Here is a 17,764-nt window from a genome sequence, read left to right as displayed (position 1 = left end):
GGTCGGACCCGCGCGCCGACGCGGCTTGCATCGCTTACGCGCTCCGGATGCGGATAACGGCACAGTCGTCGGCCGGACGGCGCTCGTTCGCTTGCGGCTCTCGGCCTGTTCGGAGGGGCCGAACGGCCGCGAAGACCGGGCCAGGGCTTCGTCTTCACGCCGTTACCGGTGCCGTAGTGTGACCTGAGTCGCACGTCACGGCGATTGCAGGGGGCGGGGTAGGGATCGCCGCTGTTGCCTCGTCTCTATAGGCGAACGCCAGCACATGCCCTTCGGGGTGGGATGCCGACGGCGACGACGCGCCATTCTTTCAAGGACGACAGACCATGACCCGCCTTCCGCCTCGCATCGCCCGTGCGCGTGCTAACGGCACGCAACCGAACGCGTCGGCTTCCGGGACGAAGCCGGCACTCGCCAAGGACGGCGAGGGCGCGTGCGCGCACCGCGCCACCGCGCCGCTGACTGCGGCGGTGGTCCTGGTCGCCGCACTCTCGGCTTCGCCGAGCCAGGGACAAATGATCGCGGCGCCGGAAGCGCCGGCGACGCAGCGCCCGGTGCTGCTGACCGCGCCCAACGGCGTGCCCCTGGTCAACATCCAGACACCGTCGGCGGCCGGTGTGAGCCGCAACGTCTACCAACAGTTTAATGTCGGCCCCGAAGGCGCGATCCTCAACAACAGCCGCGGCAACGTCCAGACCCAACTCGGCGGTTGGGTGCAGGGCAATCCGAATCTGGCCACCGGGCCGGCGCGGATCATCCTCAACGAGGTCAACGGCGGCGACGCCAGCCGCCTGCGCGGTTACCTCGAAGTCGGCGGCCAACGCGCCGAAGTGATCATCGCCAACCCGGCCGGCATCGCGGTCGACGGCGGCGGTTTCATCAACGCCAGCCGCGCCACCCTGAGCACCGGCACGCCGCAGTTCAATTCCTTCGGCGGCCTCGACAGCTTCCTGGTCCGCGGCGGCACCATCACCATCGACGGCAAGGGCCTGGACGCCAGCAAGACCGATTACGCGGCGATCCTCGCCCGCGCGGTGCAGGCCAACGCCGGCATCTGGGCCAGCGAGCTCAAGGTCGTTACCGGGGCGAACCGGATCTCAGCCGATCACGCCCAGGTCGCCGCGGCGGGCGCCTCCGGCAGCACACCGACCTATGCCTTGGATGTGGCGGCACTCGGCGGCATGTACGCCGGCAAGATCGTCCTGGTCGGCACCGAAGCCGGCCTTGGTGTGCGCAACGCCGGCACGCTGCAGGCGGCGTCGACGTCGACGTCGGCGACGCAGCTCGCCGGCGCCGGCCAACTCGTCGTCACCAGCGCCGGGCGCCTGGAAAACATCGGCACCTTGCAGGCCACGACCGACGCAAGCCTGAGCGCATCGAAGTTCGACAACAGCGGCCGCGTGTCCAGCGGCGCGAATCTCAAGATCGCCACCCAGGGCGCCCTCAACAACCGCCTCGGCGAGCAAGGCGGCACGCTCGAAGGTTCGCGCCTCGAATTGAGCAGCGCAGGCGACCTAGACAACCGCGGCGGCACCTTGCGCCAGACCAGCGGCGCGGCGCTGGCCTTGAATGCGCCGAGCCTGAGCAACCGCGGCGGCAACATCGGCCTGGAGCCGATCGCGCAGACGCCGACGCCTGGCACCGGGCCGGGCACCGGCGGCGGCACGCCGCCGACCACGCCTGGCGGCGGCACACCGGGCAACGGGGGCGGCACTCCGGGCAGCGGCGAAGGCGGTGGCGTCGTGCCGCCGCCGTACCAGCCGCCGTCGCCGGGCCTGATCGCTGCGGCCGGCGCGGTGCGCAACGACGGTGGGCGCATCCATGCCGGCGGCGCGATCTCGCTGCAGAGCGCGAACCTGGACAACCGGGGCGGCAGCCTCAGCGTTGCCGAGATGACGGTCGATCAGCCGCGCTTCGACAATCGCGGCGGCACGCTCAATATCGGCAACGTCTTCAACGCCCGGGTCGAACAGTTCGATAACAGCGGCGGCAAGCTCAACGCCGGCCGCTTGAACATCAGCGCGAGCGGCGAGCTGCTCAATCGCGACGGCACGCTGACCAGCGCCGGCGATGCCCAGCTTTCGGTCGGCGGAACGCTCGACAACAGCGGCGGCACCATCGCCGCCACCGGCGCCCTGACCGCGGCAGTGAACGGCGCGGCGATCAACAAGGCCGGCACCTTGATGGCCAATCGCGGTGTCGGCCTGACCGCCGCTACGCTCGACAACGCCAAAGGCAGCATCCAGTCGGCGCAGGCCGGCACGCGCTTGAACGTGGTCGGCGCCGTGAGCAACGCCCAGGGCCAGATCGGCGCGGCCGGGGATCTGCATTTGCATGCCGGCAGCCTGGCCAACAGCGGCAACCTGCGCGGCGCCAACGACGCGACGATCGCGACCGGCGGCGTGTTGAGCAACGACGGCAGTATCACCGCCGGTCGCAACGCACTGATCACCGCCGGCAGCCTGCAAGGCGGCAGCAGCGGCGTGCTCGGCGCCGGCATCCAGGCCGACGGCAAACTCGCCGGCGCAGGCCAGTTGCAGGTCACCACCACCGGGGCATTGGTCGCCCACGGCACCCAGCTTGCCGCCGGCAAAGCGACCCTGCAGGGCGCGAGCGTGGATATTTCCGCGGGCCAGACCAGCGCTGCCGAGATCGCGCTGACCGCCACCCAAGGCAACGTCGACACCAGCCGCGCCACCGTGGCCACGGCTGGCCGTTTGAGCGTCACTGCCAACACGAACGGCGCGCAGTCGCTGATCAGCCAAGCAGGCAAACTCAATGCCGGCGAACTCGATATCCGCGCCGCCAACATCGCCAACACCCAGGGCGGCGAGATCGTCCAGACCGGCACCGCGGCCAGCACGCTTGCGGTCAGCGGCACGCTCAACAACGACGGCGGCCGTATCGCCAGCAACGGCCAGGACCTGGGGCTGCAAGGCGCGGCGATCAGCAACCGCGGCGGCAAGATCGAACACGCCGGCAGCGGCGCGCTGAAGATCGCCGGCGGCCGTTTCGACGGCGACAACGGCCACATAACCGGCAACGGTGGCTTGCTCGTCGAGCTGGCCGACGCCTTCAACCAGGACGGCGGCAAGACCAGCGCCAAGCAGATCGCCATCGAGGCCGGCGCGCTGAGCAATCGCGGCGGACAGGTCGTCCAGACCGGCGCCTCCGACACGCGCATCGGCGTGCGCGGCGCGCTCGACAACGCCGGCGGCATCCTCGCCAGCAACGGCCAGACCCGCGTCGCCGCCGGCAGCCTCAACAACCGGGCCGGCACCCTGCGTGCGGCCGAGGGCTCGGCGCTCGGCCTCAGCGTCGAGGGTCTACTCGACAACAGCCTCAAGGGCGAAATCGGCGCCGGCGGCAACGTCGAGGTGCGCGCGGGCAGCTTGAACAACGACAGCGGCCGCATCACCTCGGTCGGCGACGTCGCCGTCGACACCCAGGGCGGCGCCGCGACCAACATCGGCGGCACCATCGCCGGCAACGGCAATGCCCGCATCCTTGCGGCCAGTCTCGACAACAGCGGCGGCACCGTCGCCGCGGTGCGCGGCAACCTCGACATCGCCACCGCCGGCCTGACCCGCAACGACGGCGGCAGCCTGCAGGCCGGCGCCCGCACCACGCTGGCCAACGGCGGCTTGAGCAATCGCGGCGGCAAGGTGTTCGGCGACAGCCTGTCGGTCGATACCCGCGGCAATGCCCTCGACAACAGCGGCAAGGGCGCGTTGGCGGCCACCCAAACCGTCACCCTGAAATCGGGCCTGTTGAACAACGACAGCGGCGTGATCCAGTCCGGCAAGGCGATGAGCATCGATACCGGTGGCCAGGCCTTGATCAACACCAACGCCGTGGGCGCCAGCAACGGCCAGGGCGGCATCAGCAGCGCCGACACTCTGACGCTCAATACCGGCACGCTGAATAACAACGCCGGCTTCATCGGCGCCAAGCAGGCGCTGGTCGCCAACACCGGTGCAGTCAGCAACAGCGGCGGCACGGTGCTGGGCGAAAGCGGCATCAGCATCGACACCCATGGCGCGACCTACGACAACCGCGGCGGCCGGACCCAGGCCAAGGGCGATCTCACGATCAGCGCCGGTGCGCTCGACAATAGCGGCGCGCTGATCCGTTCGCTCGGCACGACCACGCTCAATGCCGGCCACGTCGTCAACGCCGGCACCTCGGGCGCGAACCAGGGCATCGAGGGCGGCAGCGTCGCGATCAACACCGGCGGCCTCGACAACCGCTCCGGTGCGATCCGCGCCGATGCCAACGTCACCATAGCCAGCGGCGGCACCGTCGACAACCGCGGTGGTCTGATATCGGCCGGCGACACCGTCGCCATCGTCGATCCCAACGCCGCAAACCCGGCGGCGAAAACGCTCGACCTGATCAACGGCAACGGCACCCTGGTCGCCGACAAACTGCTCAAGATCGACGCCGCGCGCTTCAGCGGCGACGGCCGCGCGGTGTCGGGCAAGGACCTCAGCATCGCCCTGACCCAGGACGTGGTGAACAACGGCGAAGTCGGCGCCAACGGCAACGTCAGCTACACCACGACCGGCAATTTCACCAATCACGGCAAGCTCGTCGCCGGCCAGACCCTGACCGTCGCCGGGCGCAACGTCGACAACACCGCCGGCGCCGAAATCAGCGCCGGCACCACCATCGTCCGCGCCGCCGACACGCTGACCAACCGAGGCCTGATCGACGGCCACGACACCCGTCTCGACGCCGGCACCCTCAACAACATCGGTACCGGCCGCATCTACGGCGACGTGGTCTCGATCGGCGCCGGTACGGTGAACAACGACGCCGAGAACGTCGGCGGCACGATCAAGGCCGGCACCATTGCCGCGCGCAGCAGCCTGGACATCGGCGCGGGCACCCTCAACAACCGCGAGCACGCGTTGATCTTCAGCGCCGGCGACTTGTTCATCGGCGGCGCGCTCAACGGCGCACGCGAAGCGACCGGGCAGGGCGGCACGCTCAACAACTTCAGCGCCGACATCGAAGCGCTGGGCGACCTGTCGATCGCGATGGGCCGCATCAACAACTGGGACGTGCATATCCGCAAGGGGCCGCAGGCGACGCCGCCGAAGGCTCCGACGGTACTGCTGGCCCCGATCGGCGGCAGCGGCTTCTACACCCTCGACCAAGTCATCTTCGTCATGGGCTCGCCGATCGTCTATCTGCGCAACCCCGACGGCACACCGGGCCAGTTGCTGACGGTCGAAGGCTTCGGCCTGTGGACGACCTCGTACGCGGTCACCGAAGACACCGCGACCGATGTCGACCCCTCGCGCATCGTCGCCGGCGGCGACATGGCGCTGTCCGGCGCCGTGCACAACAAGAGCAGCAAGATCATCGCCGGCGGCACCCTGACCGCGAGCGACGTGACTAATGAAGGTTTGACCGGCAACCGCCGCATCGTCAGCTCGACGATCGTCATGAGCCACAAGGGCGAGATCCAGGGCAGCGTCAGCCACCCCGACATCAACGAAACCATCGACCTGGAGAAATACACCCCGCTGCAGAACGTCAACGCGGTGCAGGGTTACAACCCCGGCGCGGCCGGCACGGCCAACGTCGACGCCCACGGCGGCGGCGCGGGCGGGGTGAACGGCGGCGCCGGTCCGGGCGCGTTGGTCGAAGTGCCGGCCCAGGTCGGCGCGGTGATCCGCGCCTCGGGCGCCAGCGCCGGCACGGCCGGCGGTGCGCATGGCGCCGACGGCACCGGCAGTAACGAAACCATCCCGATGGTCGTGCGCACCAGCCTGCCGAATGCGACGGTGCCGCGTGCGAGCCTGTTCGGCCTGCGGCCCGATGCCGCCAGCCGCTACCTGATCGAGACCGACCCGCGCTTCGCCAACCACCGCCAGTGGCTGAGCAGCGACTATCTGCTGAGCCGCATGGGCTTCCAGCCCGAGCATTTGCTCAAGCGTCTCGGCGACGGCTTCTACGAGCAGAAACTGATCCGCGAACAGGTCGCGCAACTGACCGGCTATCGCTACCTGGACGGCTTCGGCAGCGACGAAACCCAATACACCGCGCTGATGAACGCCGGTGCGACCTTCGCCCAGCAATACGGCCTGCGTCCGGGCGTGGCCTTGTCGGCGGCGCAAATGGCGCAGCTGACCAGCGACATCGTCTGGCTGGTCGAACAGACCGTGAGCCTGCCCGACGGCGGCACCCAGCGCGTGCTGGTGCCGCAGGTGTACGTGCGCGTGCGCCCCGGCGACATCGACGGTTCCGGTGCGTTGTTGGCCGCCAACGCGACCCGCATCAACAGCGCCGGCGACGTGGTCAACACCGGCACCATCGCCGGTCGCGCACTGGTGTCGATCACCGCCGAGAACGTCAACAACCTCGGCGGCCGCATCGCCGGCGCCAACGTGGCGATCGACGCGCGCAACGACCTCAACAACATCGGCGGCAGCATCACCGCACGCGACTCGGCCGTGTTGACCGCCGGTCGCGACATCAACATCCGCACCACCACCCAGAGCTCGACCGGTCTGTTGACCGGCAGCAATATCGACCGCGTCGCCGGCGTCTACGTCACCGATCCGGGCGGCGTGCTGCTGGCCTCGGCCGAACGCGACCTCAACCTGACCGGCGCGATCCTCGCCAACGTCGGCCAGGGCAGCCGCACGCTGGCCAACGCCGGCCGCGACGTCAACCTCGGCACCGTGACGATGGCCACTTCGGCCCACGTCAGCGGCAGCAGCGGCGACACCACCGCCAGCGGCATCGCCGCGCACAGCCGCGAGGTCGGTTCGCAGATCGTCGGCGGCGGCAGCGTTGCGATCAGCGCCGGTCACGACGTGCAGGCACGCGCGGCCCAGGTGGCCGCCGGCGGCACCCTCGCGGTCAGCGCCGAGAACGACATCCGCATCGACGCCGGCCAGTCCGCCAGCGCGATGCTGGCGGTCAGCCACACTTCGAGCAAGAAGCTGCTTTCGCGCAGCAGCAGCGACAAGCTCGACGGCGAAAGCGAAACCCGCGTCATCGGCAGCAGCTTCAGCGGCGACAACGTGGTGATGTCGGCCGGCAACGACCTGGTCGTGCGCGGCAGCGACGTCTCCGCCGTCAACCAGGCGGTGCTCAGCGCCGGTCGCGACGTGCGCATCGAAAGTGCGCAGGAGCATTCGCAGTCGGCGAGCTTCGCCTCCAGCAAGAGCAGCGGCTTCAAGCGCAACCTGACCGACGGCCTGACCTACAACAAGAGCTCGCGCAGCGAGTTCGAGATCGGCAGCCGCACCGAACAGGTCGGCAGCAGCGTCAGCGGCGGCAACGTCAGCATCGAAGCCGGCCGCGATGCCCAGATCATCGCCAGCAACGTCATCGCCGACCGCAACGTCGGCATCACCGCCGGCCGCAACATCGATATCCTGGCCGCGCAAGACACCAGCAACACGATCTCGGCCAGCGACAAGAACGACCGCACCCTCAATCTGCGCGTCGGCTACGCGCCCAAGCAGACGTTCTATAGCCGCACCCGCAAGGGCGAGGACGGCACCGGCCAGTCCAGCACCGCAGTCACCAGCCTGATCAGCGCCAATAACGGCAACCTCAGCCTGTATGCCGGCGCAGACCCCAAGTACGCGGGCACGGGGCAGGGCAACGTCACCACCGAGGGCGCCAACCTGTTGGCCAAGAACCGGGTCAGCATTTCCGGCAACGCAGTCAACCTGATGGCGGCGACTTCGAGCGAGGCCAGCAAGAAGCACAAGGAGAGCAGCGGCCACACCATCGGCGCCGAACTCACCGGCTATGTCGGCGGCGCCATCACCAGCCTGTACAAGCGGGTCGAGTCGGCACGCACCACCAGCGACGATCGCCTGCGCGGCGCCTTGGTGCTGAAATCCGGCTACGACGCCTACAAGCTGGCCAGCGGCGACAAGATCGCCAACGGCGTCAACAGCTTCGGCCAGGCCCAGGACCCGACCAAGGTCGCCTCCGCGGTCGCCGCCGGCAGCAGCGAGGCGGCCCTGGCCAACAATCCGTCCGGCGCGGCGTTCGGCATCGCGGTCAGCGAAAGCCGTACCCGCGAGCGTTCCGACACGGTCAAGGTCAGCAGCAGCCAGCGCGGCACCAACATCCAGGCCGGCAGCATCGACATCACCGCCCGCGAATCCGACATCAATGTCGAAGGCGGCAAGCTGCAGGCGCGCGACATCGTCCTGGACGCCAAGCGCGACATCAACCTGTACGCCGCGCGCAACACCGCCGCGACCCTCGGCACGAGCTCGGGCAGTAACCTCGGCGGCGGCGTTACCTTCGGCTTCGGCTCGCAGAACGGCTTCAGCATCCAGGTCGAGGCCGGCAACAAGTCGGGGCGCCAGACCGGCTTCGAGGTCAGCCACGACAACACCCTCGTCACCGCGACCGACTCGCTCAAGGTCAAGAGCGGCCGCGACACCAACCTGCGCGGCGCGCAGCTGGCCGGCGACAGCGTCGAGATGAACGTCGGCCGCAATCTCAACATCGAGTCGCTGCAGGACGTCACCAGCTACGTCAGCCGCGAAAGCAGCAGCGGCTTCAGCCTCAGCCTGTGCATCCCGCCGATCTGCTACGGCGAGTACGTCTCGGGTTCGGTCAATGCCTCCAGCCAGCGCGTCAATCACCTTTACCAGAGCGCCACGGGGCAAAGCGGCATCAGCGCCGGCAACGGCGGCTACGACATCGTGGTGCGCGGCAACACCGACCTCAAGGGCGGCGCCATCACCAGCACCGCGGCGCCGGACAAGAACAGCCTGACCACCGCCAGCCTGACCAGCAGCGACCTGGTCAACCAGCAGAAGACCAATTCGTCCAGTTCGAGCCTGAACATGAGTTTCAGCTCGGGCGCGAACGCGTATTCGCAGGGCACCAGCCTGGCCAGCAACGTTCGCTCCAGCGTCATGAGCACGGCCTTGGCCAACATCAACGGCGGCGCCGGTCTGCCGGCCAAGAACGACGAAACCAGTCAAACGCTCAGCGTCATCAGCCCGGGCAACATCAAGATCACCGGCACCGGCAACGCCGAGATCGACGACAAGAGCCGCGAGAACGTCGCCACCTTGACCGTTCGCGATCCCGAAACCGCCAACGGAGCCTTGGTCAATACCCTGACCCTGCAACAGGCCGAGGAGATTCCGAAGCGGCAGCAGGAGGTCAAGGATCGGCAGCGCATCGCCGAGATGGTCGGTGGCGTGATCACCAGCGTGATCGGCGATGTCGCGAGCAAGTACGAATGGAAAGAGGGCAGCCCGCAGAAGGTGCTGTTGCACGGCTTGGCCGGTCTGGTGCGGGCCAAGCTCGGCGACGGCAATGCGGCGATCGGTGCCACGGCCGGCGCGGTCAATGAAGCGCTGTTGCCGGTGATGGCCAAATTCCTCAAGGAGAACGGCTACGACTACAACGCCGCCGGGCTCAGCGAGAGCGACAAGAAGCGCATCAAGGCCGAATACGACGACCTGCTGCTGGCCGGCTCGACCATGCTCGGCGCCGCCATCGGCGCCTCCGGCGGCGACACCGCCCTGGGCGCGAACGTGGCCAATGCCGCCACCTCCAACAACTACCTCAAGCACCCCGAGATCCAGCAGTGGATCAAGAGCAACAACGCCTGCAAGACCGGCGATGCCGCCGCATGCAGGGCGCGCGACGATCTCAACAAGCTCGACGCCGGCCGCCAGGCCGAGCTTAACGTCGCCTGCGCATCGCCCGATTCGCCGCAATGCCGCTCCAAGATCGGCGAGGCCACCGCGGCCTACGAGCTGATCCAGGAACAGCAGTCGGCGATGCGCAACGCCTACATCAACGGTCTGATCACCGGTAAGGACTACAAGGACTACATCGACAAGAGCAATCTCGAAGTCCGCGATATCGCCGCGCCGGTCGCCGATTGGGCTTACCAACTGTCGCGCGGCGACAACAACAACCTGTACTGGGCGATCTTCAAGCAGTACGACAGCGTCCGATCCGGCAGCGACATCGCCAATGCCTGGGGCACCGGCCAGCCGCCGCGCAACCCGGTGGGCACCAGTCTGGGCGAAGTCGCCAGCGTGGGGCCGTTGTTGGGGGCCGGTGCCGGAGCCGGCAGCGCCAAGAAGGTCCAGGAGATCGTCGAATCGCTGCCGGGCGCAGGCGAGATCAAGTCGGTCAAGGAGACCTTGAACGAGCTGCCGAACTACAGCGGTTCCATCAAGACCTATACCGCTTCGGTCTATCGGGATGCGAACGGCAACGAGGTGGCCAGCCACATCCCCTCGATGAAGGACCTGCAGTGGAACATACCCACTCAGCGGACCGGCGATACGGTGCGCGATGCACCGGTGCTGACCCACAAGGACGGATCCATCTGGTCGCCGGACAACAACAGGCGCGGTGCGCTGGCCGAAGAAGTGCTGGATCGGAACGAGCGCGGCATCGGCCTGCACAACAACGAGCGCGCGGTCGACGTGTTCGATGAGATCCTGGGCGATGCGGTCAGCATCAAAAGCTATGATTGGAACACCGACTCCCGCATCAAGAACCCGAACAAGGCCGAGTCGGACATCAAGAGGCAGATCCAACAACTGATCGATTACGAAGGCACCGACGGCAAGGGACTCGTTGGAAACAAGACCTTCGAGATCGAGCCCGCCGACATCAAGCGCAAGGCCTTCGAGTTGGTCCTGCCGGCCGAGGGCGGTACGCCGGAACAGATGGCCGCTATCAACCGGGCCTTGCAGTACGGGCGCGACAATGGTGTGGTGATACGAGTCTTCAGGGCAAAATGAACCATGGAACGATGTGAACAAGGCGCCGCGGTGTATCTGCGGCGCAACGGGCAATTGCTGGTACTGGCGCAATCCCGCGCTTCGAACGGCTTGCTCGGCGGGCACGGAAAATTCGCGAAGCTGCAGATCGACGAAACCGACGAGGCGATCGGCGCCGCATTGCGGGCCCGTCTCGAAGACAGGAAGCCGGGCTTCTATCACCCGCATATGCACCGGGAGAAGGAAGCCTTCCAGGCGGTCATGGCCGAGTACCGCAAGGACCGCGGGGTCGAGTCGGACAAGGCCTTCTTCAAGGGCACCCGGATCGTGTCGGTCAGCGTCTATGCCGATCGCATCGAGTTCCGCTCCGCCGACAACACCGGGCCGACGGCACCGTGGATCGAGGACCCGCCGCCGTTGCAGATCGCACCCGTTGCCTCCGACCTCGAACTGGGCTCGGCGCTCAGGCGTGCCCTGGATGTAGCGAAGGCCTAAGCCGCGCTCGCCGCAAGTCAGCTCATTCATCGCAAACCCGGCTGCATCGCTCGCGGGCACGGCAGGTCAGGAGAAGTTCTTGAACGGATTCATTCGCGGCTCGATGCGAGCCACCACCCGCGCGACGGTAATCGCCTGCGCGGTCGCCGCACCGGCGATCTGCGCGGCCCAGGTCGCCACTCCCCCTCAACCCATCATCGAGCAGCAGCGCCAGCAGGAGCGCGAGCGCGCCTTGCGCGAACAGAACGAACGCAGCATCGATGAGCGCCTGCCGACCGCGTTGGCTGCGCCGACCCAGCGCATACCCGAGTCCGAGTCGCCGTGCTTCCGTATCGACCGCGTGCTGTTGGTCGGCGACCGTGCCGAGTCGTTCCAATGGGCCCTCGATCATCTCGATGGCCCCGGCGGCGACGACCCGGCGCTCGGCCGTTGCCTGGGCACCGACGGCGTCAACGTGGTCATGGAGCGTGTCCAGGCCGCGGTGATCGCCAAGGGCTGGGTGACCACCCGCGTACTCGCCGCGCCGCAAGACCTATCGAAAGGCACGCTGAGCTTGACCCTGTTGCCGGGCCGCATCGCCGCGATCCGGCTCGGCGCCGATTCGGCGTCGCCGCTGCTCGGCAGTTCGGCGCTGTTGCTCAGCGCGATTCCGGCCCGCGTCGGCGATCTGCTGAACCTGCGCGACATCGAACAAGGCCTGGAGAACCTCAAGCGCGCGCCCACCGCCGACGCCGACATCAAGATCGAGCCGTCCAGCGCCAAGGACGCCAAGCCCGGCGACAGCGATCTGGTGGTCAAGTACGTGCAGCCGCGCCATTGGCGGGTGAGCCTGAACCTCGACGACAGCGGCACCGATTCGACCGGCCGCAACCAGGGCGGCGCGACCTTGTCGCTGGATAATCCGTTCGGCCTCAACGACCTGTTCTACGTAAGCGCCAACCACGGCGTGGCCAGCCCGCTGTTCCACGGCGCCGCCAAGGGCAACGAAAGCCAGACCGCGCATTACTCATTGCCGTACGGCTATTGGGCGCTGGCCCTGACCGCATCGCAGAGCGAGTATCACCAGCGCGTCGCCGGCCTCAACCAGGCCTATGTTTATTCGGGCGAGAGCGGCAACGGCGAGGTCAAACTCTCGCGCCTGCTGTACCGCGACCAGCACCGCAAGACCGCGATGGCGCTCAAGGCCTTCCGTCGCTCCTCGCGCAACTTCGTCGACGACACCGAGATCGAAGTGCAGCACCGTGTGGTCGGGGGTTGGGAGCTGAGTCTCAATCACAAGGAGTTCGTCGGCAGCGCGACCCTGGAAGCCACCGTCGCCCACAAGCGCGGCACCGGCGCCTTCGGTTCCATCGTTTCTCCCGAAGAGAACTTCGGCGAAGGCACATCGCGGATGAAGCTGTATACCGCCGAAGTCAGCCTTACCGCACCGTTCAAGCTCAAGCTCGCCGGCGGCGAACGCCGGCTGTGCTATGTCGGCTTGGTGCGTGCGCAATGGAACCGCACGCCCTTGACTCCGCAGGATCGCTTCGCGATCGGCGGCCGCTATTCGGTGCGCGGCTTCGACGGCGAAACCAGCCTGGTCAGCGACCGCGGTTGGCTGATCCGCAACGACCTCGGCTGGGTTCCGGGGCAGGGCGGCACCGAGCTCTATGTCGGCATCGATTACGGCCGCGTCGGCGGCCGCTCGGTCGCCGAGCTGATCGGCCGCGACCTCGCCGGCGGCGTGGTCGGCGCCCGAGGTGGCTGGAAGCGCTTGAGTTACGACCTGTTCGCCGGCGCGCCGATCTCCAAACCGAGCGGCTATCCGACCGCCGACATCAGCTTCGGCTTCAATCTCAGCGCGAGCTTCTAGCGCACGGGCGGGTCAGGGCGCCGGCTTGCGGTAGACCACGATGATGGTCAGGTCTTCATCGCCGAGTTGGCGCAGGCCGTGGCGACTGCCGTCGCGGGTGAGGACCGCGTCGCCCGGACCGACCTGGCGGCGGCGCCCATCGAGCATCAGCTCGCCGCGTCCGGACAGGACGTAATAGATCTCGTCTTTGTCGTTCGTGTGCTCGCCGATGCTCGCGCCCGGATGCAGGCTGCGCTGACGGAACACGATATCGAAGCCTTCGGCATGGGCGAAGAACGGATAGGCCGTGGTGCGGCCTTCGCCTTCGTGCGGGCCCGGCTGCGCTTGCGCGATGTCGCGAGCCTGCTCGACATACGAATCCGAGCGCGGCTTCGGAGACGGGGCCGCGGCATGAGCCGGCGCGATAGCCGGCGCGATAGCCGTCGCGGCGAAGACGAAGGCCGATGCAACGGCCGAGCATCGGCGAATCGATGGCAGGATCATGGTGGATCTCCGCGGATAACGACGCTCAGCGCGCCAGCCAGCCCCCGTCGACGGGCAGGACCGCCCCGTTGACGTAGTCCGAGGCACGACTTGCCAGGAATACCGCCGCGCCGCCGATGTCCGACGGTTGCCCCCAGCGCCCGGCCGGAATCCGCGCCAGGATGTCGCGGTTGCGCGCCTCGTCGGAACGCAGTTGCGCGGTGTTGTCGGTGGTCATGTAGCCGGGGGCGATCGCGTTGACGTTGAGCCCCTTGCCGGCCCATTCGTTGGCGAGCAGGCGGGTGATGCCGGCCAGGCCGGACTTGCTGGCGGTGTAGGAAGGCACGCGGATGCCGCCCTGGAACGACAGCATCGAGGCGACGTTGATGATCTTGCCGCGTCCGCGGGCCACCATGCCGCGCCCCACCGCCTGGGCCAGAAAGAACGCGCTCTTGAGATTGACGTTCATGACCGCGTCCCAGTCGGCCTCGCTGAAATCGAGCGCGTCGGCGCGTCGGATCAGGCCGGCGTTGTTGACCAGGATATCGACCGCCCCCAGGGTTTCGACCGTCTCGGCGACGATACGGTCGATCGGTTCCAGACTGGACAGATCGGCTTGCAAGGGCAGTAGCCGGCGGCCGAGGCCGCGCACCAGTTCGGCGGTCTCGTCCATCGTGCCGCTGGCCACCGCGGCGATGTCGGCGCCGGCCTGGGCCAGCGCCAGAGCGATGGCCTGGCCGAGTCCGCGATTGGCGCCGGTCACCAGGGCGACCGAGCCGTCGAGGCCGAACGGGTTGCGCGGATGCGGATCGGTATTCATGCGCGCGCCCTCACTTGAGTTGGCAGATGTCGAGCTGGTGCATGTCGGTGTAGTCGAGGTTCTCACCGCCCATCGCCCAGATGAAGCAATAGTTTTGCGTGCCCGAACCCATGTGGATCGACCACGGCGGCGACACGACGGCCTCGTCGTTGCGGATCACGATATGGCGCATCTCGGCCGGCTCGCCCATGAAGTGCATGACCCGCTGGTCGCCGAGTTCGAAGTAGAAATAGACCTCGGAGCGGCGGTCGTGCAGATGCGGCGGCATGGTGTTCCAGACGCTGCCCGGCTTGAGCACGGTCAGGCCCAGCAGCAACTGGCAGGAGCGGCAGGTGGCCGGCACGATGTACTGATAGATCACCCGCTCGTTCGAGGTCTCCAGCGCGCCGCGTTGCAGCGGCACGGCCTGGTCGATCGAGATGTGTACGGTCTCGTGGCGCGCGTGCGCGGGTGTCGAGGCCAGATAGAACTTGGCCGGCTCGGCCGCATCGTCGGAAGCGAACACGACGTTCTGCGTGCCCATCGGCACGTAAAGGCCGTCCTTCGGCTTGAGCGCATAGGTCTGGCCGTCGACGCGCACGCTGCCCGCACCCTGGCCGACGTTGACGATGCCGAGTTCCCTGCGTTCCAGGAACGACTTGCCCGCCGCCGAGGCCGGCTCGCTGTGCGGCGGCAGCGCGATCGGCGCGTGGGTCGGTGCGGCGCCGCCGATGACGAAGCGTTCGTTGTGCGAGTAGTTGAGACGAACCTCGCCGTCGGCGAACAGATCGCCGATGAGGTAGCGATCGCGAAGTTGCTCGTTGCTGGCGCCGGCCATCATGTCGGGATGGGTGGCGTGGTAGGTCTTTTGGAACATCGAAAGCTCCGTCGGGTCGGGGCCCCGGGCCGGCGGCGGGGCCGGGGTAGGGACGATTCTAGACCGGAAGGTTAACCGGTGTCATTCGTTCGCGACGGCGATAGGTTTGAGGTTGCTGTGGGCGCTTTCGGACGGGCAGTCAGGCATGGCGGCTGCCATGAATATCTTTTTAAATCAGCCTATTACTGCCGTTATCTGAGGTGCCGAATCAGCTGGGTAAGCCACGCCGCGAGTGCGAAACCGGGCGGTCGCGATGTACCTGCTCCTGTAGGAGCGGCGTAAGCCGCGACCACGGGACGCGCAGAATCCGCAACGCCTTTGTCATCGATCGAAGGAGTGGATCGTCGCGAGGGCAGGAGCGGCGTTCTACCGGATTTCCTTCGGTCACAAGCCGCGACCGCGCCGTTTTGATCGTGCGGCGTTTCGCTCAAGCAAGATCAGGATCAAGATCAAGATCAAGATCAAACGCTAAAAGCTTCCGCCACTAAAGCGGCGGGTTACTTTCTTTTGTCATAAGCAACAAAAGAAAGCTAACCAAAGAAAAATGCTTCTCTTTGAATCACAGGCCCGCACGCTCGCTGCATCCGCGGGGATTTTTCATACGGGACATCCCTGTCCCGATGAAAAACGGCCTGCATCCATGCAGGCCGCCCTCCGGGTCTTCGATTGCCTTTGCGAGTGCGCGGCGGCGCACAGCCAGGGCCAGAGCTAAGGGTTTTGGATCACGATGGTTTCGAGCGATTTTCGTCAGCCGAGATTCGCGGTCGCGGCTCGCGCCGCTCCTACCCAAAGCTAGGCCTTCGGCTGCTGTTGCTGTAAGAGCTTGGCGCAGTTCCGAACTTGCGATGCAGCCGTAGACCCGGAGGGCGGCGCACAGGACGTGCGCCGTTTTTCGATAGGACAAGGATGTCCTATCGAAAAATCCCTGCGCAGGCATCGCACTCGTGGCCTGTGCCCTTGCAAGGAGAGCCCTTTTCTTTGGTTACTTTCTTTTGGGCTTAGCAAAAGAAAGTAACCCGGCCGCGTAGCGGACGGAAGCTCTGCACTTGCTTGTGGCTTCTTCAAAAGCAAGATCAGGATCAAACGCCTAAAGCTTCCGCCACTAAAGCGGCGGGTTACTTTCTTTTGTCATAAGCAACAAAAGAAAGGTAACCAAAGAAAAATGCTTTTCTTTGAATCACAGGCCCGCACGCTCGATGCCGACGCAGGGATTTTTCATACGGGACATCCCTGTCCCGATGAAAAACGGCGCGCATCCTTGCGCGCCGCCCTCCGGGTTTTCGATTGCCTTCGCAAGTGCGCGGCGACGCACAACAACCGCAAAATCTTTACGGCAACGGCACGCTCGGCAACTGCCGGCCCGAAACCATTCATGCACTACAAAGAAATCAACGAGCTCGAACTGCCCGGCGGATCAACGCGCCGGCGGTTGGCACGAGTCGCGGACGATCAGGTGGGGGCGGACGCTGGCCGCCGCCAGGGCCGAAGCGGCGGCCGGCTCGGCCAGCAGCATCGAGGCGGCGATGCGGCCCATGTCGCGGATCGGCAGGCGCACCGAGCTCAGCGCAGGCCACAGGCGCGAGGCCAACGGGCTGTCGTCGAAGCCGATCACCGACAGCTCTTGCGGAATGCTAATGCCGGCGCGCAAGGCCACTTTGTAGACGCCCGCGGCCATCTCGTCGTTGCCGGCGAAGATCGCGGTCGGCCGCCGATTGCCGGCCAACAGGCGCTCGGCCGAGGCGACGCCGGACTCGAAGGTGTAACCGGCTTCGACGACGCGCTCGCGCGGCAGTTCGATGCCGCGCTTGGCCAGCGCCTCGACGAAGCCGGCGGTGCGCTCGTGCGCCGAGCGATAGCTGCTCGGGCCGGTGATCAGGGCGATGTCGCGGTGGCCGAGCGATTGCAGATAGTCGGCGGCCTCGGCGGCACCGTCGCGGTCGTGGGTGATGACCATGCGCGAGGCCTCGTCCAGCGAGACCGAGGCGATGCGCGAATAACGGCAGTCGATCTCGGCCAGCATGTCGGCGAGGGCTTGGTCTTCGGATACGCGCGGCACCAGCATCACCCCGTGCAGCTTCTGCTGTTGCACGAAGCGGCGCACGCCATCGATGTAGCCCGGACTGCGGCTGTCGCAAGGGTGGACCACCAGCTCGAAGCCCGAATCGCGGATCGCATCGAGCGCGCCGTATTGCATGTTGACGATGTATTGCGCGGTCGGGTTGTCGTAGACCATGCCGATCAGGAACGAGCGGCGGAAGGCCAGGCCGCGGGCGAACGGATCGGGGGTGTAGTTGAACTCCCGCATCACCGCTTCGACCCGGTCGCGGGTTTCCTTGTGCACCAGCGGCGATTGGTTGATCACCCGCGAGACGGTCTTCTTCGACACTTCGGCCAGGCGAGCGATGTCGTTGATCGTCTGCGCCTTGCCGGGCACCGCGCTCGCGCGCTTGGCCGGCGGTGCGATGCGTTCAGTTTTCTTGCGCGGCGGCATGGACAAGGCGAGGGGCACCGAAGGGATAGGGGGATTCTAG

The 17,764-nt window shown here is 66.9% G+C and carries 7 protein-coding genes; 3 read left to right on the top strand and 4 right to left on the bottom strand.

Going from position 1 to position 17,764, the window contains the following annotated elements; all coding sequences use genetic code 11:
* The first annotated feature begins 326 nt into the window (after positions 1–326).
* From ACKN61_RS12730 to ACKN61_RS12720, 3 genes are all read left to right on the top strand, one after another.
* Positions 327–10,769 (top strand): hemagglutinin repeat-containing protein, encoded by a 10,443-nt coding sequence (locus tag ACKN61_RS12730; RefSeq protein ID WP_408949852.1) that lies wholly within the window; start codon positions 327–329, stop codon positions 10,767–10,769.
* A 3-nt stretch (positions 10,770–10,772) separates the two neighbouring features.
* Positions 10,773–11,243 carry a hypothetical protein gene (locus tag ACKN61_RS12725; protein WP_408949851.1) on the top strand — a complete coding sequence of 157 codons (471 nt, stop codon included), beginning with the start codon at positions 10,773–10,775 and terminating at the stop codon, positions 11,241–11,243.
* A 79-nt stretch (positions 11,244–11,322) separates the two neighbouring features.
* Positions 11,323–13,095: a ShlB/FhaC/HecB family hemolysin secretion/activation protein gene (locus ACKN61_RS12720; RefSeq protein ID WP_408949850.1), complete on the top strand. Its 1,773-nt coding sequence runs from the start codon at positions 11,323–11,325 to the stop codon at positions 13,093–13,095.
* Between the two features lie 12 nt (positions 13,096–13,107).
* Here ACKN61_RS12720 and ACKN61_RS12715 read toward each other — a convergent pair whose 3' ends face one another.
* The 4 genes from ACKN61_RS12715 to ACKN61_RS12700 all read right to left on the bottom strand — a co-directional run bounded on the left by ACKN61_RS12715 (position 13,108) and on the right by ACKN61_RS12700 (position 17,724).
* The gene (locus tag ACKN61_RS12715; protein ID WP_408949849.1) at positions 13,108–13,578 is read right to left on the bottom strand and encodes a cupin domain-containing protein; all 471 of its coding nucleotides are present in this window, start codon (positions 13,576–13,578) and stop codon (positions 13,108–13,110) included.
* Between the two features lie 25 nt (positions 13,579–13,603).
* A complete protein-coding gene (kduD, locus tag ACKN61_RS12710) occupies positions 13,604–14,377 on the bottom strand; it encodes a 2-dehydro-3-deoxy-D-gluconate 5-dehydrogenase KduD (RefSeq protein WP_408949848.1) in 774 nt (257 codons plus the stop codon).
* Positions 14,378–14,387: 10 nt separating this feature from the next.
* Complete coding sequence (kduI, locus tag ACKN61_RS12705) at positions 14,388–15,233, bottom strand: 5-dehydro-4-deoxy-D-glucuronate isomerase (RefSeq protein ID WP_408949847.1); 846 nt, start codon at positions 15,231–15,233, stop codon at positions 14,388–14,390.
* 1,414 nt (positions 15,234–16,647) lie between these two features.
* Positions 16,648–17,724 carry a LacI family DNA-binding transcriptional regulator gene (locus ACKN61_RS12700; protein ID WP_408949846.1) on the bottom strand — a complete coding sequence of 359 codons (1,077 nt, stop codon included), beginning with the start codon at positions 17,722–17,724 and terminating at the stop codon, positions 16,648–16,650.
* Between the last annotated feature and the right edge of the window lie 40 nt (positions 17,725–17,764).

This window comes from Lysobacter sp. Hz25 (genome assembly GCF_046097045.1).
In the GTDB taxonomy this organism is placed as follows: Bacteria; Pseudomonadota; Gammaproteobacteria; order Xanthomonadales; family Xanthomonadaceae; genus Lysobacter; species Lysobacter antibioticus_B.
The sequence above is the reverse complement of the archived record's forward strand: the minus strand, read 5'-3'. Positions and strand labels throughout refer to the sequence as shown.